Origin of the sequence: Pseudomonas sp. JAI115 (assembly GCF_014200835.1) — a bacterium.
In the GTDB taxonomy this organism is placed as follows: Bacteria; Pseudomonadota; Gammaproteobacteria; order Pseudomonadales; family Pseudomonadaceae; genus Aquipseudomonas; species Aquipseudomonas putida_A.
On sequence record NZ_JACHCY010000001.1, the window covers coordinates 461,917 to 481,980 of the forward strand.

Here is a 20,064-nt window from a genome sequence, read left to right on the forward strand (position 1 = left end):
TCTGACAGTAGCGACAGACGGCATCCGCCACGACCTCCTGATCTCTCAAGCCTTTGGGCAAGTCCGCCCGTTTGCCAGTAAACTCCCCCCTCTTTAGCCGCCCATCATTTCCCCGCGGCCATCACCTGTTTATGTAGCGGAGTCCACCTTGCGTCTGTTCCACACCTCCGACTGGCACCTTGGGCAAAACCTGCACGGCCAGGAGCGCGATTTCGAGCATGCGTGCTTTCTCGAATGGCTGCTGCGCCAACTGCAACTGGCGCAGCCGGATGTGCTGCTGATTGCCGGGGACATCTTTGACACGGTCAATCCGCCGGTCAAAGCCCAGGAACGCCTCTACGACTTCATCGTCAGCGCTCACGAGCAGCAGCCGTTGCTGACCATCGTGATGATTGCCGGCAACCACGATTCCGGCTCGCGCATCGAACTGCCCGCGCCGTTGATGCGCCGTTTGCGCACCCATGCGCTGGGGCGGGTGTTGTGGCTGGATGACGGCCAGCTCGACGCCGAACGGCTGCTGCTGCCACTGCCGAATGCCCAAGGCGAAATCGCCGCTTGGTGCCTGGCGCTGCCATTCCTGCGTCCAGCCGAGGTGACCGGTGCGCATCTGGGCGACAACTATCTGCGCGGTATCGGTCAGGTGCATGAATGGCTGATCGAAGCGGCGAATGCCAAGCGCCAGCCGGGTCAGGCGCTGGTCGCCATCAGCCACGCGCACATGGCTGGCGGCTCGGTCTCGGAAGACTCCGAGCGCAGCCTGATCATCGGTAACGCCGAAGCGCTGCCCGCCAGCCTGTTCGGGCCGAGCATCAGCTACGTCGCCCTCGGCCATTTGCACAAGCCGCAGAAGGTCAACGGTGAAGAACGCATTCGCTACAGCGGCTCGCCGATTCCGCTGTCGTTTTCGGAGATCGGTTATCAGCACCAGATTCTCGACGTCACCCTCGATGGCGAAACCCTGGTCAGCGTCGAGCCGAAACTGATCCCGCGCTCGGTCAACCTGCAACGCATCGGCCCGGCGCCGCTGGCGGAGATCCTGCTGCAACTGGCCGACCTGCCGAACATCGATCTGCTCGCCGAAACCCAGCGCCAGCCATGGCTGGAAGTGCGCGTAACCCTCGATGAGCCGCAGCCGGATCTGCGCCATCAGGTGGAAAACGCCCTGCAAGGCAAAGCCGTGCGACTGGTACGGATCGCCGCCGAGTACGCCGGCAACCGTGGCGCCGATGGCAGCGACGACGGCAGCGCGCTGGTCGAACTGGATCAACTCACTCCGCAGGAGCTGTTCAGCCGCGCCTGGCTCGACAATTACGGCAACGAGGTCGATGAGCAGACGCTCAAGGACTTCGCCGAACTGCTGCAGGACGTACAGATGGAGGGCGAGCAGCCATGAAGATTCTCGCCATTCGCTTGAAGAACCTCGCCTCGCTGGCCGGGCCGTTCGAAATCGACTTCACCGCCGAACCACTGGCCAGTGCTGGCCTGTTCGCGATCACCGGGCCGACCGGCGCCGGTAAAAGTACCTTGCTCGATGCCCTGTGCCTGGCGCTGTTTGGCGCCGTGCCGCGGCTGAACAACACTGGCCGTGACGCCAAGGTTCCGGATGCGGACGGCGAAATCGCCACCGGCGACCCGCGCACCTTGCTGCGCCGTGGTACCGGTGAAGGTTATGCAGAGGTGGATTTCGTCGGCGTCGATGGTCGCCGTTACCGTGCGCGCTGGGAAGCCAACCGTGCCCGCGAGAAGGCCGGCGGCAAGTTGCAGGCCAGCCGGCAGAGCCTGCGCGACATCGATCAGGATCAACTGCTCGCCAGCCAGAAAGGCGAATACAAAACCCAACTCGAAGCCGCGCTGGGCCTGAACTTCGAACAGTTCACCCGTGCCGTGCTGCTGGCCCAGAGTGAGTTCAGCGCATTTCTCAAGGCCGACGACAACGACCGCAGCGAACTGCTGGAAAAACTCACCGACACCGCGCTCTACACCCGCCTCGGCCGCCGCGCCTTCGACAAGACCAAAGAGGCCCGCGAAGCGCACAAGCTGCTGCAGGATCAGGCCACCGGCGTCACCCCGCTGACGCCAGAAGCGCGGGCCGAGCTGGACGAACGCTTCAACTCTGCCCAGCAGCAATTGAAGTTGCAACAAGCGCAGCTCAAGCAACTGGAACAACAGCACAGTTGGCTCAAGGATTTGCGCCAGTTGCAGGACGCGCAACAAGCCGCAGCCGAACAATTGCACAGTGCACAGCAACAGTGGGAAGGTCTGGCGGGTGAACGCCTGAAACTGACGCGCCTGGAGCAACTCGCGCCGCAACGCCACCAGTTCGCGCGCAAGACTGAACTGGATGCGCAACTGACGCCGCTGGCGGCACAGATTGCCGCGCATACCCAGCAACACGGCGAGCTCAACGAGCGCCAGACGCAACTGGAACAGGCACTGGATGCGGTGAAAATCGCCCTGAGCGAAGCGCAGCAGCGGCACAGCGAAAGTGCCCCGCTGCTGCGTCAGGCCTTCGACGAGCAAAGCTCCCTTGCCCGCCTCGCCAAGGACACCGCACTCAGCGCCGAGGCCCGGCAGTCCGCCGAGCAAGCCTGCACCGAAGGCCAGAGCGCGATTCAAGCGTTGCAGACGAAACAGGCCGAAGTCGCTGAACGCTTGCAGAAAATCGCCGCCGAGCTGGAACAAAGTGCCGATCTGGCACCGCTCAGCGATGCGTGGAATGCCTATCGCGATCGCCTGCAACAGCTGATGCTGATCGGCAATCGCCTGAACAAGGGCCAGGCCGAACTGGCGACCCTCGAACAGAACGCCGCGCACAGCGCCGACGCGTTGGCCACGCAGAAACAGCAACTGGAATTGCTGTTCAAAGAGGCCGGCGCCGAGCCGGATGCCGTCGCCGAGCAGATCGGTATCCTCGGCAATCTGTTGCAGGACAACCGCAAACAACTGCGCGCCATCGAAGACCTCACGCGGCTCTGGGCCAGTCAGCAGGAACTGGAAAAACGCGGTGCCGAGCTGCAGCAGCGCTTGCTCGATGCGCAACAGGAACGTGAACGTCTGACCCAGGACGGGGTGAAAACCAAGGCCGAGCTGACCGTCGCCGAACAAACCCTCAACGTCACCCGTGAACTGCTCGAGCGCCAGCGTCTGGCCCGCAGCGCCAGTGTCGAAGAGTTGCGCGCGCAGTTGCAGGACGACCAGCCCTGCCCGGTCTGCGGCAGCAACGAGCATCCGTATCATCAGCCGGAAGCGCTGCTGCAAAGCCTCGGCCGTCATGATGAAAGCGAACAGGCCAACGCGCAGCAAGCGGTGGATCAGCTCAAGGAAAAACTCACTGAGCTGCGCGCAGAAGTCGGTGGTGTGATCGCCCGGCAGAAAGAGCTGTTGCAACAGCAGGAGCAATTGACCGTCCAGCTGCAGGCACTGGCGCCGAGTCTGGAGGCCCATCCGCTGGCGCCTCAGTTGCTCAATCAGGACGCCGACAAGCGTGACGCCTGGCTGGCCCGGCAGAACGATCAGTTGAACCAGAGCATCACTCAGGACGAACAACGCCAGAGCGCCCTGCTCACCCTGCAACAGGACGCGGCGCGTCTGACCCAGCAACTGCGCAATGCCGAAACCGCGCATCAGCAAGCGGCGCAGCACCTGAGCAACCAACAACGCGAACTGAGCAGCGACCGTCAGCGCCTCGACGAAGAGCTCACTGCGTTCGCCAGCCTGCTGCCTGCCGACACCCTCGAAGCCTTGCGCGTCGAGCCGGCGGCGACCTTCATGCAGCTGGATCGGCAGATTGCCGAGCGCCTGGCGCAGGTTGATCAGCAGAAAGAAGAATTGGCCGAACAGCAGCAACGCCAGCAGACGCTGGAGAAAGAACAGGATCGCCAGCTCAGCCGCGTACAGCAGTTGCAAAGCGCCGAGCAGCAATTCAGCGCACTGGCCGAGCAGCAACAGGCCTGCCAGGCGAAACTCGCGCAACTGCTGGGCGAACACAGCAGCGCCGAACACTGGCAGCAGCAACTGGAACAGGCTGTGGAGCAGGCGCGCAACGCCGAAACCGGCACGGCTGCGGAACTGCAGAACGTGCGCACGCAACGGGTGCAGATTGGCGCCGAACTCAAGGCTCAGCAAGAACGCTTGCAGGCACTGCAAAGCGAAGACGACGAACTGACGCAGAAGATTGCCGACTGGCGCGCACGCCATCCTGAACTGGATGACGGCGGCCTCGAAGATCTGTTGCGCATCGATGACACGCAGCTCAGTGAACTGCGCCAACGCTTGCAGCACAACGAAAAAGCCATCGAACAGGCCAAGGTGCTGCTGCAGGAACGTGATCAGCGTCTGGCCGATCATCAGGCGCAGCACAACGGCAATGTCGATGCCGAACAACTCGCCAGCGCCCTCGCCGATCTGCAAAACCAGTTCAACCTCAGCGAGCAACAGTGCGCCGAACTGCGCGCCGAACAGGCCGAAGATCAGCGCCGGCAAAACGCCAATCAGGCACTCGCGCAGCAGATCGCCGACGCCTATGCCGAGTACCAGCGCTGGGCGCGTCTGAATGCGTTGATCGGCTCGGCCACCGGCGACACCTTCCGCAAGATCGCCCAGGCCTACAACCTCGACCTGCTGGTACATCACGCCAACGTGCAGCTGCGCCAACTGGTCAAACGCTATCGCTTGAAACGCGGTGGCAGCATGCTCGGCCTGCTGGTGATGGATACCGAGATGGGCGACGAATTGCGCTCGGTGCATTCGCTGTCCGGCGGCGAAACCTTCCTGGTGTCGCTGGCCCTTGCATTGGGGCTGGCATCGATGGCCTCGAGCACGCTGAAAATCGAATCGCTGTTCATCGACGAAGGCTTCGGCAGCCTCGATCCGGAATCGCTGCAACTGGCGATGGACGCCCTCGACGGTTTGCAGGCGCAGGGACGCAAGGTCGCAGTGATTTCCCACGTGCAGGAAATGCACGAACGGATTCCGGTGCAGATTCAGGTGCAACGCCAGGGCAACGGCTTGAGTACGCTGGAGGTGAAATGAACACGCTGTATTCGTTCCGCCGCTGCCCGTATGCGATGCGGGCGCGGATGGCCCTGCGTTATTCGGGGGTGCCGGTGGAGATTGTCGAAGTCAGCCTCAAGGCCAAACCGGCCGCGATGCTGGCGATCTCGCCCAAAGGCACGGTGCCGGTGCTGGATGCCGATGGGCAGGTGATTGATGAAAGTCTGGAGATCATGCGCTGGGCGTTGGCGCAGCATGATCCGGACGATTGGCTGCTCGGTGGTGATTCACGGATTGCCGGGGTGATCGAGGCTAACGATCAGGGGTTCAAGGTGCATTTGAACCGCTACAAGTACGCCGAGCGCTATCCCGAGCAGCCGATGGAGGTTTATCGCGCTGAGGGGGCGTTGTTTTTGCAGCAGTTGGATGAGTTGCTGAGGGATCGCGATTACTTGCTGAGCGATCACTTGAGTCTTGCGGATGTGGCGTTGCTGCCGTTCGTTCGGCAGTTTGCGCATGTTGATCGCGAGTGGTTTGCGCAGACGCCTTATGTGCGGTTGCAGGCGTGGTTGCAAAGTTTTCTTGAGTCCGAGCTGTTCACGGCGATCATGAAGAAGTAACCCGAACTCCTGGTACCGAACTCCTTGTGGCGAGGGGATTCATCCCCGATGGGCGGCGAAGCTGCCCTGAAATCAGACACCTCGGTGTATCAGAATAATCCGGTTCGCCGGGTCTGGGGCCGCTTCGCGACCCATCGGGGATGAATCCCCTCACCACAATGATCGGGTTGTCTAAGCCAAGGCGTTGCACATGCCTAGTGCCATGCAATCCACTTCAAACGGCCCAAGAAAATCGACCTCAGCCTTGATCGGCGGATTACCGGCCAGCAACCCCTGCGAGTTCGCCCTTTCGATATTGTGCGCAATGCTGTGATTGGCCTCTATGGCCCGCGCCAGCGCACCCACCGAGCCTTGGCCGAAGCCAAGTAACGCGGCGCCATTGGTCATCAGTGCCAGCCCGGCGATGACCCAGAGTCTGTAGCCTTTCATGCGCCGCCCACTCCTGCGAGTTCAGCGCGATCAACCAGCACGTCTGCGCGGTGTTCGAACTGGATGCCGGGGTGTGCGACCTGGATCGGTGCGTCGAAGCTGTGTTGGGTTTGCGCGGCGATGCTGACAAACAGCACCAGGGCCAGGTAAAGACCGATGGCCAGGTAGGCGCCGCGCTTGGCTGAGGTAATGATTGAACTGGCCATGATGTGCTCCGTGGGCATGTTTCAGTGCCGTCAGGATCAATCAAAAAAGCCGCGGTAACCACTCAGGGTTTGCCATAGTAAACATCAGCTTGGTTGATTATTTAGCCGGTCTATTTGCGCGGTTCAAGAAACCTATCAGGCTGCGAAAAACACACGCACACGTGTAGGAGCTGCCGAAGGCTGCGATCTGTTGATTTTGCTTTTTAAAAACAAGATCAAAAGATCGCAGCCTTCGGCAGCTCCTACAGGGAGTGGTGCCAAATCAGACTTTCAGTGTTGAGCTTTGTGATCCAGCGCGGCGTAGAAGTTGGCGCTCTGTTGCAGATATTTCTGGGTATAGCTCTGGGTGTGGGATTTTTTGCTGCTGATTTCAGCGTTGGCACTGGCTGGCAATGCGACGGTGGCGGAGATGGCGGAAGCGGCGATGATCGAGAAGAGATTGAAGTTCATGGCGGTAACCCTCGTGTTCGGTTGGCTTGCTTTGCCCGGTTGGGCCGTGAAGCAAACTTAACGCTCGAGGGTTGATCGCTTGAAATGCTTTGTAGCATTACCGGATATCAGCGCGATTAATACAACGAGACAGGCCCCGCAAACCGGGGCCTGTGGCTTATTGTCGCACTATAAACTTCAGGTCGCTGGGGGCGTCCATCGGCAGTTTTTGCACGGTTTTGCCGAGCAGACCGGTCTTGGCATCGCGCTCGACGACGACAATTTCGTTGCTCTTCTGGTTGGCGATCAGCAGAAACTTGCCACTCGGATCGAGGCTGAACTCACGCGGGTGATCGCCTTCCACCGAACGCTTTTGCAGCTCTTTGAGCTGCCCGGTCGCCGGATCGATGCTGAACACCAGCAGTTGATTGGCGGTGCCACGGTTGCTGACGTAGAGGAACTTGCCATCGGCCGAGGCATGCAGCGCGGCGGCGGCTTTGTCCGAGGTCGGCTGACCGGCGGCCAGATCGACCATTTGCGTCTGGGTCAGCACGCCGTCGTGGTAGTCGAACACCGCGACCTGCGCGCTCATTTCCATGGTCAGCCAGGCATGCTTGCCGTCGGCACTGAACAGCAGATGACGCGGGCCGCTGCCGGCCGGCAGGCTCACCGAAGCGGTTTTCGCCGGGGTCAGCGGCAGGTCCGGGTTGGCCTTCGGGTCGAACTGGTAGATGAAGACCTTGTCCGCCCCGAGGTCGTTGGAGAACACGTAGCGACCATCCGGCGAGGACACTGTCGAGTGCACGTGGTTCGAGGCCTGACGCTCGGGGTTGACCCGGCTCGCCGGGTGCGCGCTCATCTGCACCACGGGTTTGAGCTTGCCATCGGCGCCGACCGGCAACACCGCGAGGGTGCCGCCCGGATCTTCCACCACCGAATAGTTGCTGACGAACAGATGGCTGGCATCGCCGCTGAGGCTCGAATGGGTCGGCTCGTTGCCCAGGCTCTGCACTTGATTGATCAGGGTCAGAGTGTGGGTCTTCGGATCGATCGAGTAGCTGCTGACGCGGCCGACCGGATCTTTTTGGCCGGGGCCGTTTTCGTTGACCACGAACAGCCGATGCTGGTCTTTGGACAGGGTCAGCCACGACGGGTTTTCGCTCTTCAGCACTTGCAGCGGCCTGGCAGCGATCTGTCCGGTGGCGCTATCGAAATTCATTCGATAGATGCCTTGGCTGGTGCCAGCGGTGTAGGAGCCCACCAGCAATTGATAGGTCTCGGCGCTGGCACTGGACAGGCCCATCGCACCGACGCTGCCGGCCATCAGCAGTGGCCAGAATTTACGCATGTTCATTGATTGTCTTCCTCGTCATCGCTGCTGCTGACTACATCACCGAGGCAGACCAGACGGTGCTCGCCGGTGGTCTTGGTGTCGTTGGCGTAGCCAATGATCAGCCAGCTCTGCAGATCTTCGTCAAACGTCGCCGCCGTAACCTGCGCCGGGGTGAACTCCCAATGCTTGGCCGTGCGGCCATCGATACATTCGATGTGCAGGTTGTCGTCTTCGTCGAGGGCGAATTCGAAGGCATGCAAGCCATCGATTTCGACCATGCCGCAGTGTTCGAGGGCGTTGAGAAGGGTTGGGGCAGTCATGGCAAACAGTCTTTCTTAGGGGGGAAAGGGCCAATGATAGCTCAATGTGATCCAGAGGCCTTATGGGAACCCTTGTGGGAGCGAGCCTGCTCGCGAATGCGGTGTGTCAGGCCATGAAAGGCTGACTGAAAGAATGCATTCGCGAGCAGGCTCGCTCCCACAGGGATATCGGCTGTCAGTTACAACGCGTCGCGCGAGGGCTTGCCATCCACCAGCCGCTGAATGCGCAACGGGTTGCCATTCTTCAGCGGTTCCGGCAGCAAGCTGTCGGGGTAATTCTGGAAGCACACCGGGCGCAGGAACCGGTCGATCGCCAGCGTCCCCACCGACGTTCCGCGCGCATCCGACGTCGCCGGATACGGCCCGCCATGCACCATCGAATCACACACTTCCACACCCGTCGGATAGCCATTGAGCAGGATCCGTCCGACTTTCTGTTCGAGCAGCGGCGTCAGTTCCGGGAAGCGTTCGAAGTCGTCCGGTTCGCCGATCATCGTCGCCGTCAGTTGGCCGTGCAGCCCCTGCAGCGCCGCGCTCAGCTCGGCCTTGTCGGCCACTTCGACGATCACCGTGGTCGGGCCGAACACTTCTTCCTGCAGCACTTCATCGCCGTTGATCAACAGGCTGACGTCTGCCTTGAACAGTTGCGGCTGCGCCTGACTTCCCTGCTGCACATTACCCGCCAGATGCTCGATGCCGGAATGCGACAGCAACTTTTGCAGACCTTTGCCATAGCTGCCGAGGGTACCGGCGTTGAGCATGGTCTGCGCCGGTTGGTCGCCAATCAGCCCGGCGACTTGCTGGACGAAGGCGCTGAACTGCGGCGAGCGGATACCGATGACCAATCCCGGATTGGTGCAAAACTGGCCGCAGCCCTGCACCACCGAAGCGGTCAGGTCGCGGGCAATGGTTTCCGAGCGCTCAGCCAAGGCTTGCGGCAGAACAATCACCGGGTTGATGCTCGACATCTCGGCGAACACCGGGATCGGTTGCGGCCGCGCCGCTGCCATGTCGCACAGTGCCCGACCGCCCTTGAGCGAACCGGTAAAACCCACTGCCTGGATCGCCGGATGCTTGACCAGCCATTCGCCAACGCCACCGCCGTAGATCATGTTGAAAACGCCTGCCGGCATCGCGGTTTTTTCGGCGGCGCGAATCAGTGCGTCGGCAACAAGTTCAGCGGTTGCCATGTGGCCGCTGTGGGCCTTGAACACCACCGGGCAGCCGGCGGCCAGCGCCGCAGCGGTGTCGCCACCGGCCGTCGAGAACGCCAGCGGGAAGTTGCTCGCACCGAACACTGCGACAGGGCCGAGGCCAATGCGGTATTGGCGCAGATCTGGACGCGGCAATGGCTGACGATCCGGCAATGGCAAATCGATTCGCGCACCGTAGAAATCACCGCGCCGCAGGACTTTGGCGAACAGGCGCATCTGCCCGCTGGTACGCCCGCGCTCGCCCTGAATCCGCCCCGCCGGCAGCGCGGTTTCGCGGCAGACCAGCGCGACGAAATCATCACCCAAGGCATCCAGTTCATCGGCAATCGCGTCGAGAAATTGCGCGCGGCGTTCGCCGCTGAGGCTGCGATAGGCCGGGTACGCTGCTGCGGCGGCTTTGGCGGCGGCATCGACTTCGGCCTCAGTCGCTTGAATGAAATCGTACGGCAGCTGTTCGCCAGTAGTCGCGTCGACGCTTTGCAGTTTCACATTGCCCGCTGCGCTGCGCTGTCCGCCAATGTAGTTGTGGCCGAGAATCTGAGTCATGGGAGCTCCTTAAAGGGTGCCGATGCTGTCCGGTTGAAAAGCCGCTGCTGCCGGGGCGATGCCGTTGACCAGCGGTGCGCCGAATTCGGCCTGGCTGATTTCAAACCGGTCGCCCGGTTGGGTGCGGATGCCATCGGCGAACGACAGGGTTGCGGTGCCGAAAAAGTGGATGTGCACGTCGCCGGGACGCAGGAACTGGCGGTATTTGAAATGGTGGTATTCAAGGTTGGCGAGGCTGTGGCACATGTTGGCTTCGCCGCTGAGAAATTCGTTTTCCCACAGCACTTCGCCGTTACGCAGGATGCGACTGCTGCCGGCCAGATGTTGAGGCAATTCACCGGTGCGCAGTTCCGGGCCGTAGCTGCAACTGCGCAGTTTCGAGTGGGCCAGGTACAGGTAGTTCTTGCGCTCCATGACATGATCGGAGAACTCGTTGCCCACCGCGAAACCGAGGCGATACGGTTTGCCGTCGTGGCCGATGACGTAGAGCCCGGCCATTTCCGGTTCCTCGCCGGCGTCTTCGGCAAACGGCGGCAACGGGAACGCTTCGCCCGGACGCACGACGATGCTGCCGTCGCCCTTGTAGAACCATTCCGGCTGCACGCCCGCCTGCCCCGCCGCCGGTTTGCCGCCCTCCACGCCCCACTTGAAGATGCGCATGGTGTCGGTCATTTGCGCTTCGTCACCGGCCTGCTGGTGCATCTTGTCCCGCGCCGAAGCGCTGCCCAGGTGCGTGAGGCCGGTGCCGCTGACCAGCAGGTGCGCCGGATCCGGGTGATCCAGCGGCGACAGGATGCGCCGGTCTTTGAGCAACAGCGCATAGTCATGACTGATGCCCAGGCCGTGGTTTTGTACTTGCTGCTCCAGAGTGCCGCCGGCCTCAATCGCGGCCAGCGCGAGATCGCGAACGCTGCGGGCGTCCTGCACTTCGCGGATCAGCCCGTTGTCGACCACGCCGACGCGGCGCTCGCCGTTAATCAATTCGAATTGAACCAGATGCATAAATTTCTCCTATTCCCTCAAAAACACCGCCGTTCCCCTGTGGGAGCGAGCCTGCTCGCGAAAGCGGTGTGTCAGTCACCCACAATGTTGAATGTGATGGCCTCTTCGCGAGCAGGCTCGCTCCCACAGGGGCCAGCGTTGTCTAGTCAGGTTCGGGTGGCACCGCGTGCACTGGCGGCGAACTGCTCGACCGGCAGCACGTGTTTGCGCTCAAGCACGCGGTAGACGATTCCGGTAAGAATCAAACCGAACACCATCACCCCGCTGAGGAAATACAGCCCCGAAGCCAGATTCCCGGTGTATTCCTTCAACGCCCCGATCACGAACGGGCCGATGTAGCCACCGAGGTTGCCCACCGAGTTGATCAACGCAATCCCCGCCGCCGCACTCGCACCGGCAAAGAACCGCCCGGGCAAGGTCCAGAACACTGCCGTGCAGGAGAACAGCGCGAACGCCACCAGGCACAGCGCCGCCAGTTGCGCCACCGGCAGGGTCAGCCACGCGCTGAAGAACAGGCCCAGCGCACCCAGTACATAGAGCACCGCCAGATGGCCGTAGCGATCATTCATGCGGTCGGAGCTGCGCGGCACGATCAGCAGACCGACGATGCCAAAGATGTACGGCACCGCCGAGACAAAACCGGTCACCAGATCGCTGCCGCCGAACTGTTTGATCAGCGTCGGCAGCCACAGGCCGAGGCCATAAATACTCAGGGTCACCGGCAGGTAGAACAGCGCCAGCAGCAGCACGCGTTTGTCCTTGAGTGCATGCAGCGGGTTGCCGTGACGGGTCTGGCCGTATTCCTGCAAATCCTTTTTCAGTTCGCCGGTCAGCCAGTCTTTCTCGGCCTGATCCATCCACTTCACGTTTTGCGGGCCATCGGGCAGCCAGCGCAGGACTGGCCAGGTCAGCAGGATCGCCGGGGTGCCGATGACGATGAACAGCCACTGCCAGCCGTGCAGGCCGAGGATGCCGTCCATGCCCAACAAGCCGCCGGACACCGGGCCGGTGATCATCATCGCGATCGGCTGGGAGAGGATGAACAGGCCGAGGATCTTGCCGCGATGGCGCACCGGGAACCATTGGGTGATGTAGTAGAGAACGCCGGGGAAGAACCCCGCCTCCGCCGCGCCGAGCAGAAAGCGCATCACGTAGAAACTGTGCGGCCCCTGGACGAACGCCATGCCGATGGTGATCGCGCCCCAGGTGATCATGATCCGCGCGAACCAGCGCCGCGCACCGAAGCGCTCAAGCATCAGGTTGCTGGGGATTTCGAGAAGAAAGTAGCCGATGAAAAACAGCCCGGCACCGAGACCGTAGGCCGCGTCACCGATGCCGATGTCGGCGCCCATGTGCAGCTTGGCGAAGCCGACGGCGGAGCGATCCACATAGGCGATCAGGTACAGCAGGATCAGGAAGGGAATCAGTTTCAGCGTGATGCGGCGAACAAGCCGCAGTTCCTGGCTCATGGGATCGGTCTCCGATTGTTGTTTTTATAGAACCTCGGGGGACGCCTCTCGTGGAAAACCGCCAGGGCCGATCCCTCCGTCGAAAACGACTATATAGTAATACTAATTACCCAACAACACTTCCAAAGCGGCGATTTTACGCTTATGTTTAGCCGTGACTCGCAAACAATAGTCTTACAATAAGAGAATCGATCATGTCTGAGAAGAAACCCACCCTGCGCTCGGCCCAATGGTTTGGCACTGCCGACAAGAACGGCTTCATGTACCGCAGCTGGATGAAGAATCAGGGCATCGCCGACCACCAGTTTCATGGCAAGCCGATCATCGGCATCTGCAACACCTGGTCGGAACTGACCCCGTGCAACGCGCATTTCCGCCAGATTGCGGAGCACGTCAAACGCGGGGTGATCGAGGCCGGTGGCTTTCCGGTGGAATTCCCGGTGTTCTCCAATGGCGAGTCGAACCTGCGCCCCACCGCCATGCTCACCCGCAACCTGGCGAGCATGGACGTCGAAGAAGCGATTCGCGGCAACCCGATTGACGGCGTGGTGCTGCTGACCGGTTGCGACAAGACCACTCCGGCGCTGCTGATGGGCGCGGCCAGTTGCGATGTGCCGGCGATCGTCGTCACCGGCGGGCCGATGCTCAACGGCAAGCACAAGGGCAAGGACATCGGCTCCGGCACGGTGGTCTGGCAGCTCAGCGAGCAGGTCAAGGCCGGCACTATCACCATTGACGACTTCCTCGCGGCCGAGGGCGGCATGTCACGCTCGGCGGGCACCTGTAACACTATGGGCACCGCGTCGACCATGGCCTGCATGGCCGAAGCACTGGGCACGTCCCTTCCGCACAACGCGGCGATTCCGGCGGTGGATGCGCGACGTTACGTGTTGGCGCACATGTCCGGCATGCGCGCGGTGGAGATGGTGCGCGAAGACTTGCGCCTGTCGAAGATCCTGACCAAGGAAGCCTTTGAAAACGCCATTCGGGTCAACGCGGCTATTGGCGGTTCGACCAACGCGGTGATCCACCTGAAAGCGATCGCCGGGCGCATCGGTGTCGAGCTGGATCTGGACGACTGGACGCGTATCGGGCGCGGCATGCCGACCATTGTCGACCTGCAACCGTCCGGGCGTTTCCTGATGGAAGAGTTTTACTACGCCGGTGGCTTGCCGGCGGTGCTGCGTCGTCTCGGCGAGGCCAATCTGATCCCCAATCCGAATGCGCTGACGGTCAACGGCAAGACGCTGGGCGAGAACACCAAGGACGCGCCGATCTACGGCGAGGACGAAGTGATCCGTACCCTTGACAATCCGATCCGCGCTGACGGCGGTATCTGCGTGCTGCGCGGCAACCTGGCACCGCTGGGTGCGGTGCTCAAGCCGTCCGCCGCCACGCCTGAACTGATGCAGCATCGGGGTCGTGCGGTGGTGTTCGAGAACTTCGACATGTACAAGGCGCGGATCAATGATCCGGAACTGGACGTCGATAAAGACTCGATTCTGGTGATGAAGAACTGCGGGCCGAAGGGTTATCCGGGCATGGCCGAGGTCGGCAATATGGGCTTGCCGGCCAAGCTGCTGGCTCAGGGCGTGACCGACATGGTGCGCATCTCCGATGCACGGATGAGCGGCACTGCGTATGGCACGGTGGTTTTGCACGTTGCCCCGGAAGCGGCGGCCGGCGGGCCGTTGGCGGTGGTGCAGGAAGGCGACTGGATCGAGCTGGATTGCGCCAGCGGGCGTTTGCATCTGGATATTCCGGATGCCGAACTGGCGGCGCGCATGGCGGATCTGCAGCCACCGCAGCAGCTACTGGTCGGCGGCTATCGTCAGCTGTACATCGACCATGTGCTGCAGGCGGATCAGGGCTGTGATTTCGACTTCCTCGTCGGTTGCCGAGGTGCGGAAGTCCCGCGTCATTCTCACTAACCCCGCAGATCTACTGTAGGAGTGAGCCTGCTCGCGATAAAGGTCCGCCAGTTGTTACACATGCTGACTGACACACCGCCATCGCGAGCAGGCTCACTCCTACATTTGCTATGCATCGGCCTCAAGATCGCCGCACGCCTGCTATGATGCGCGGCATCTCCATCGCTCAGGATCGCGCCGTTCCCCATGGATTACCGCAAACCTTCCGACCGTAAAAGCATGCACTCGCGCATTGTCCAGGAACTGGGCATGCAGATCGTCTCCGGACGTTTTTTGCCCGACGACAAACTGCCCGCCGAAGCGCTGTTGTGCGAGGAATACGCGGTGAGCCGGCCGGTGTTGCGCGAAGCCACGCGGGTGCTGGTGGCCAAGGGGCTGGTGTATTCAAAACCGCGCGTCGGCACGGTGGTCAAGGCCCGTCGCGAATGGCACATGCTCGACCCGGACGTGCTGCACTGGCTGATGCAAAGCAGTCCGCAGAATGAATTCTTCAATGTGCTGACCAGTGTGCGCAGCATCATCGAACCGGCCGCTGCCGCCCTCGCCGCCCAGCACGCGACCGAGGCTGACATCGCGGCCATCGGCGAGGCCTATCAACGCATGGAAGCCGCGCCGACGCCGGAAGCCTTGCTGCAACCGGACCTGGACTTCCACAGCCGCATCGCCGACGCGACCCATAACGATCTGCTGGCGAACCTGTGCAACATGCTTTCGGTGGCGATTGCCGAGGCGTTGAAGCATTCCAACCAGCGGCCGAATCTGCATGAACTGGCGTTGCCGCGGCACAAAGCGATTCTTACGGCGATCGAGAACCGTGATGCGCTGGGTGCAAGGCATGCAACGCTGGTGCAGCTGGATGATGCGCGCAGTGCGCTTAGCGTCGTGCTAGGCACCGAGCTCTCCTGACACACCACAAATCCCCTGTGGGAGCGGGCTTGCTCGCGAATGCGGTGTGTCAGTCGGCACAAACTTATCTGACACACCGCATTCGCGAGCAAGCCCGCTCCCACAGGGGGTCAGCGTGAAGTTCAAGGCATGAAAAAGCCGCAACCCCAAGGTTGCGGCTTTGTCGTTTCAGGCATCCGGATCAGTGAGCAAACAGCGAGTTGCCCTTCTGCCCCGCCAGCTTTTCCGGTTTGATCAGGAACTTCGCCAGCGCCGGCAGCAGCCACAGCGCACCGAACATGTTCCACAGCAGCATGAAGGTCAGCATCAGGCCCATGTCGGCCTGGAACTTGATCGCCGAGAAGATCCAGGTGCACACGCCAATCGCCAGGCACAGACCGGTGAACAGCACCGCTTTGCCGGTGGATTTCAGGGTCTGGTAATAGGCTTCCTGCAACGGCAGACCGGCGCGCAGGAAACTCTCCAGACGGCTGTAGATGTAGATGCCGTAGTCGACGCCGATGCCCACGCCCAGCGCCACCACCGGCAGGGTCGCGACCTTGACGCCGATGCCCATGAACGCCATCAGCGCGTTGCCCAGCACCGAGGTCAGCACCAGCGGCAGGACGATGCACAGCGTCGCCGCCCATGAACGGAAGGTGATCATGCACATCACCGCGACGCAGATGTACACCAGGATCAGGATGGTCAGCTCGGCCTGTTTGATCACTTCATTGGTGGCCGCTTCGATCCCGGCGTTACCGGCGGCGAGGATGAATTCAAGACCGTCCTTGTTGTTGGCCTTGGCGAATTCCTGCACCGCGTGTACCGCACGGTCGAGGGTTTCGGCCTTGTGGTCGTTGAGGAAGATCAACACCGGCGCCAGCGAACAGCTGTTGTTGTACAGGCCGTCGGCGCGGGCGATCGAGTTGTTCAGCACGTCCGGATTGCGCGACAGGGTTTCCCATTTCAGGTTGCCCTCGTTCATGCCCTTGATCATCTGCTTGGACACGGTCACCAGCGAGATTGCCGACTGCACGCCCTCGGTGTTCTGCATCTTCCACATCAGTTCGTCGATCGGCGCCATGGCTTCGTAGCGCGAGCAGCCTTCGGTGGCGGTCTTGACCATCACCACCAGCACGTCGGAACTGGTGGAGTAGTTGTTGATGATGAAGTTGTTGTCCTTGTTGTAGCGCGAGTCCGGACGCAGCTCCGGTGCACCCTGGTCGAGGTCGCCGATTTTCAGGTTCTGGCTGTACCAGAGGCCGCCGCCGAAAGCGATCAGCGCCAAAGCGATGGAGATCGGTGCGACTTTCGGGCTGGCGAAGTTCGACAGGAAGCGCCAGAACGGATGTTCGCGATTCGCGTCCTTCTTGCTCTTGGCGATGGCGCGCTTGCTGATGCCGACATAGGAAATCGCTACCGGCAGCAGGATCAGGTTGGTGAACACGATCACCGCCACGCCGATGGAGGCGCCAATTGCCAGCTCGCGGATCACGCCGATGTCGATGATCAGCAGAGTGATGAAGCCGACGGCGTCGGCGAGAATCGCGATCATCCCCGGCAGGAACAGTTGCCGGAAGGTACGCCGCGCCGCGGTCAGAGCGTTGTCCGCTTCACTCGATTGCAGGGCGATCCCGTTGATCTTCTGCACGCCGTGGGAAATGCCGATGGCGAAGATCAGGAACGGCACCAGCATCGAGTACGGATCCAGCCCGAAACCGAAGAAGTGCATCAGCCCGAGCTGCCAGACCACCGCCACCAGTGTGGTGCTCAACACCGCCACGGTACTGCGCAGGCAGTTGGTGAACCACAGCAGCAGGATCAAGGTGATGACGAAAGCGATGCCGAAGAACATCACCACCATCACCAGCCCGTCGATCAGGTCACCGACCTTCTTGGCGAAACCGACGATGTGGATCTTGACGTTGGGGTTCTGCGCTTCGAACTTGTTGCGGATCTTGTCTTCGAGTTCATGGGAGAACTGGCGGTAGTCCAGCGCCAGCAGCTTGCCCTGATCCTGCGGGTCCGGGTAGGACTCCAGCAGCGGAATGTCGACGATGCTCGATTTGAAGTCGTTGGACACCAGACGCCCGACCTGCCCCGACTTGAGGACGTTGTTGCGCAGCATGTCGAGGCTGTCCGGCGAGCCGTCGTAGCTCTGCGGGATCACTTCGCCGCCGGCAAAGCCTTCTTCGGTGACTTCGGTCCAGCGTACGCTCGGACTCCACAGCGACTTGAGGCCGGAGCGGTCGACGCCGGAGATGTAGAACACCTCGTCGTTGATCTGCCGCAGCGTCTCCATGTACTCCCTGGAGAAGATGTCGCCGTCCTTGGCTTCCACCGAAATCCGTACGGTGTTGCCCAGGTTCGCCAGATCGTTGCGGTGCTCCATCATCTTCTCGATGAACGGATGCTTGAGCGGGATCATTTTTTCGAAACTGGTGGACGGCCGAATCAGCGTGGCCTGCCAGAACAGGAAGACGCTGACCACCAGGCAGATCAGGATCACGGCCGGGCGGTTGTTGAAAATCAGACGTTCGAGGAACGTCGCTTTGTCCTGATGATGAGTGCTCAAGGAAGTCATAGCCCCGCCTTCTTATTATTGATCTCGGCGCCGTTGGGCTGCGTGGTGTGCACGCCGCCCTGCCCGGTCAGAATCAGATTGCCGTCGCCGGCCGCAGTGACCGAGGACAGCGAGATGCGGTCCGGGCGGTTGAACACGCTGAAGGTTTCGCCGTTGTCGCTGCTGCTGATCACCGAGCCGCCGTTGCCGACGATCACAATCGAGCCATCCGCGAGCAGGGTCGCGCCGGACAGACCGAACTCCAGCGCACCGCGCGCGGCCTTGAGTTCGACCTGCTGCCAGGTGCTGCCGAAATCGCTGGAGCGGTAGAGGTTGCCGCGCAGGCCGTAGGCCAACAGAGTCTGCGCCTGCGCGGTGCCGATCACGCCGAACAGCGAGCCTTGATACGGGCCCTGGATTTTCTCCCAGGTCTGGCCCCAGTCCGGGGAGCGGAACATGCTGCCCTGCTCGCCGACGATGAACAGCCCGGCGTCCTTGACGGCGGCGATGGCGTTGAGGTGGAACTGATCCTGGTTGTCGAGACGGTCGCTGACGTCTTGCCAGTTCTTGCCGCCGTCGGTGGTTTCCAGCAATGCACCGTAAGCACCGACCGCAACACCGTGATTAACGTCCTGGAACCAGACGTCGAGCAGCGGTGCTTCGCGCTTGAGGTCTTCGAACTGTTTGCTCCAGGTCAGGCCGCCGTCTTCGCTGGCGAGAATCTGCGCGTCGTGACCGACCGCCCAGCCGTGCTTGTCGTCGACGAAATACACCGCCGTCAGCAGTTGCCGGGTCGGCACCTTGGCCTGGGTCCAGGTCTTGCCCTGGTCATCGGAATAGAGAATGTGCCCGCGATCACCCACCGCCACCAACCGGGTGCCGGCGTGGACTACATCGAGTATCAGGCTTTTGGCGGCTTTGGCCGATTCGGTGGAATACACCCCGTCGGCGGGCGCTTCGGCAGCCAGCACGGGTGCCGACAAGGCAGCACAGCCCAGCAGTGTGAGGGCTGTGGCCAGCAACGCGGTGTTGCGAAACGCCGGCGGGCGGCAACGACTCATAGACCTTCCCCTATTTATTATTGTTAGGCCATTGGGCCTTAGGGCGCCGCAAGGGTGCTCGTGGTGACTGACAGGTCACAAGCATAGCCGTGAAACCCGCAGTCCAGAGCGCCTTGGGAAGCTGGCTCATCCTATCGGGCTTTGGAAACGTCTGACAATCGGCGCCACGTTATCTTTTGTTAACCGAAAGCGGCCCCTGTAACGAATGAATTTCCCTGTGGGAGCGAGCCTGCTCGCGAAGATGCCCTTGCAGTCGCCATCTTCATCGGCTGACCCACCGCATTCGCGAGCAGGCTCGCTCCCACAAGGGTTAATGGTGTTTGGGGGAATTGTGGTGGCAGATGAATACAGCGCCATTCGCCTGATGGATGCGGCAAATCTTGCGTGGGGGACTTGCACGATCGGTATTATGGTATACCATCAGACGCACAGACACTCTCAATCCCCCTACGGAGCAGCTCATGAGTTTCGAAATTCGCAAGATCGTCAGCTATGTCGAAGAAACCTTCATCGAAGGCGGCAAGGCCACTGACAAGCCAGTGACCATGGTCGGCCTGGCCGTGGTGATGAAAAACCCGTGGGTCGGCAACGGTTTCGTCGAGGATCTGAAACCGCAGATCCGCGCCAACTGCTCCGACCTCGGCGCCATGATGGTCGAGCGTCTGGTGGGCATCATCGGCGGCGCCGAGAAGATCGAGGCGTACGGCAAAGCGGCAGTGGTCGGCGCCGACGGTGAGATCGAACACGCCTCGGCGGTGATCCACACCTTGCGCTTCGGCAACCACTACCGCGAGGCGGTCAAAGCCAAGAGCTACCTGAGCTTCACCAACAAGCGCGGCGGCCCGGGCACCTCGATCCAGATCCCGATGATGCACAAGGACGACGAAGGGCTGCGCTCGCACTACATCACCCTGGAAATGCAGATCGAAGACGCGCCGCGTGCCGACGAAATCGTGGTGGTGCTCGGTTGCGCCGACGGTGGCCGCCTGCACCCGCGCATCGGCAACCGCTACATCGATCTGGAAGAACTGGCCGCCGAAAAAGCCCAGTAATCACAATAA

At 61.5% G+C, this 20,064-nt stretch carries 16 protein-coding genes; 6 read left to right on the forward strand and 10 right to left on the reverse strand.

Going from position 1 to position 20,064, the window contains the following annotated elements; genetic code table 11:
• The first annotated feature begins 148 nt into the window (after positions 1 to 148).
• The 3 genes from HDC30_RS01960 to HDC30_RS01970 are packed head-to-tail and all read left to right on the forward strand — an operon-like array spanning position 149 to position 5,612.
• Complete coding sequence (locus tag HDC30_RS01960) at positions 149 to 1,393, forward strand: exonuclease SbcCD subunit D C-terminal domain-containing protein (protein ID WP_115989598.1); 1,245 nt, start codon at positions 149 to 151, stop codon at positions 1,391 to 1,393.
• Positions 1,390 to 5,031: an AAA family ATPase gene (locus HDC30_RS01965; protein ID WP_183780359.1), complete on the forward strand. Its 3,642-nt coding sequence runs from the start codon at positions 1,390 to 1,392 to the stop codon at positions 5,029 to 5,031. Before HDC30_RS01960 ends, HDC30_RS01965 begins: the two co-directional genes overlap by 4 nt.
• Entirely contained in the window at positions 5,028 to 5,612 is a 585-nt protein-coding gene (locus HDC30_RS01970) for a glutathione S-transferase (protein WP_183780361.1), read from the forward strand. Before HDC30_RS01965 ends, HDC30_RS01970 begins: the two co-directional genes overlap by 4 nt.
• A 171-nt stretch (positions 5,613 to 5,783) precedes the next feature.
• Here the strand turns inward: HDC30_RS01970 and HDC30_RS01975 are convergent, their stop codons facing one another.
• The 8 genes from HDC30_RS01975 to HDC30_RS02010 all read right to left on the reverse strand — a co-directional run bounded on the left by HDC30_RS01975 (position 5,784) and on the right by HDC30_RS02010 (position 12,560).
• Positions 5,784 to 6,041 (reverse strand): hypothetical protein, encoded by a 258-nt coding sequence (locus tag HDC30_RS01975; RefSeq protein ID WP_047598405.1) that lies wholly within the window; start codon positions 6,039 to 6,041, stop codon positions 5,784 to 5,786.
• Positions 6,038 to 6,247 carry a hypothetical protein gene (locus HDC30_RS01980; RefSeq protein WP_027613086.1) on the reverse strand — a complete coding sequence of 70 codons (210 nt, stop codon included), beginning with the start codon at positions 6,245 to 6,247 and terminating at the stop codon, positions 6,038 to 6,040. Before HDC30_RS01980 ends, HDC30_RS01975 begins: the two co-directional genes overlap by 4 nt.
• A 270-nt stretch (positions 6,248 to 6,517) precedes the next feature.
• The gene (locus HDC30_RS01985) at positions 6,518 to 6,697 is read right to left on the reverse strand and encodes a hypothetical protein (protein ID WP_097087152.1); all 180 of its coding nucleotides are present in this window, start codon (positions 6,695 to 6,697) and stop codon (positions 6,518 to 6,520) included.
• A 157-nt stretch (positions 6,698 to 6,854) separates the two neighbouring features.
• Entirely contained in the window at positions 6,855 to 8,030 is a 1,176-nt protein-coding gene (locus HDC30_RS01990; RefSeq protein WP_183780363.1) for a lactonase family protein, read from the reverse strand.
• Positions 8,027 to 8,329 carry a DUF5629 family protein gene (locus tag HDC30_RS01995; protein WP_183780365.1) on the reverse strand — a complete coding sequence of 101 codons (303 nt, stop codon included), beginning with the start codon at positions 8,327 to 8,329 and terminating at the stop codon, positions 8,027 to 8,029. The genes HDC30_RS01990 and HDC30_RS01995 overlap by 4 nt, the downstream gene beginning before the upstream one ends.
• 179 nt (positions 8,330 to 8,508) lie before the next feature.
• Positions 8,509 to 10,089: an aldehyde dehydrogenase (NADP(+)) gene (locus HDC30_RS02000; protein WP_183780367.1), complete on the reverse strand. Its 1,581-nt coding sequence runs from the start codon at positions 10,087 to 10,089 to the stop codon at positions 8,509 to 8,511.
• Positions 10,090 to 10,098: 9 nt separating this feature from the next.
• Positions 10,099 to 11,091 carry an AraD1 family protein gene (gene araD1 / locus HDC30_RS02005; RefSeq protein ID WP_183780370.1) on the reverse strand — a complete coding sequence of 331 codons (993 nt, stop codon included), beginning with the start codon at positions 11,089 to 11,091 and terminating at the stop codon, positions 10,099 to 10,101.
• Positions 11,092 to 11,237: 146 nt separating this feature from the next.
• On the reverse strand, positions 11,238 to 12,560 hold the full coding sequence (locus tag HDC30_RS02010; protein ID WP_007968618.1) for an MFS transporter: 1,323 nt from the start codon (positions 12,558 to 12,560) through the stop codon (positions 11,238 to 11,240).
• A gap of 194 nt (positions 12,561 to 12,754) precedes the next feature.
• On the opposite strand from HDC30_RS02010, the gene HDC30_RS02015 reads away from it, so the two are divergent.
• Positions 12,755 to 14,491, forward strand: coding sequence for an IlvD/Edd family dehydratase (locus HDC30_RS02015; protein ID WP_097087141.1), 1,737 nt, complete (start codon positions 12,755 to 12,757; stop codon positions 14,489 to 14,491).
• Positions 14,492 to 14,677: 186 nt separating this feature from the next.
• The gene (locus HDC30_RS02020) at positions 14,678 to 15,397 is read left to right on the forward strand and encodes a FadR/GntR family transcriptional regulator (protein ID WP_007917986.1); all 720 of its coding nucleotides are present in this window, start codon (positions 14,678 to 14,680) and stop codon (positions 15,395 to 15,397) included.
• Between the two features lie 181 nt (positions 15,398 to 15,578).
• On the opposite strand, the gene HDC30_RS02025 is transcribed toward HDC30_RS02020, so the two are convergent.
• Positions 15,579 to 17,963 (reverse strand): RND family transporter, encoded by a 2,385-nt coding sequence (locus tag HDC30_RS02025; RefSeq protein WP_183780373.1) that lies wholly within the window; start codon positions 17,961 to 17,963, stop codon positions 15,579 to 15,581.
• Positions 17,960 to 19,003 carry a YCF48-related protein gene (locus tag HDC30_RS02030; protein WP_027613078.1) on the reverse strand — a complete coding sequence of 348 codons (1,044 nt, stop codon included), beginning with the start codon at positions 19,001 to 19,003 and terminating at the stop codon, positions 17,960 to 17,962. Before HDC30_RS02030 ends, HDC30_RS02025 begins: the two co-directional genes overlap by 4 nt.
• Positions 19,004 to 19,464: 461 nt before the next feature.
• On the opposite strand from HDC30_RS02030, the gene HDC30_RS02035 reads away from it, so the two are divergent.
• Positions 19,465 to 20,055, forward strand: a complete 591-nt coding sequence (locus HDC30_RS02035; RefSeq protein ID WP_007968626.1) for an amino acid synthesis family protein — start codon at positions 19,465 to 19,467, stop codon at positions 20,053 to 20,055.
• The last annotated feature ends 9 nt before the right edge of the window (positions 20,056 to 20,064 follow it).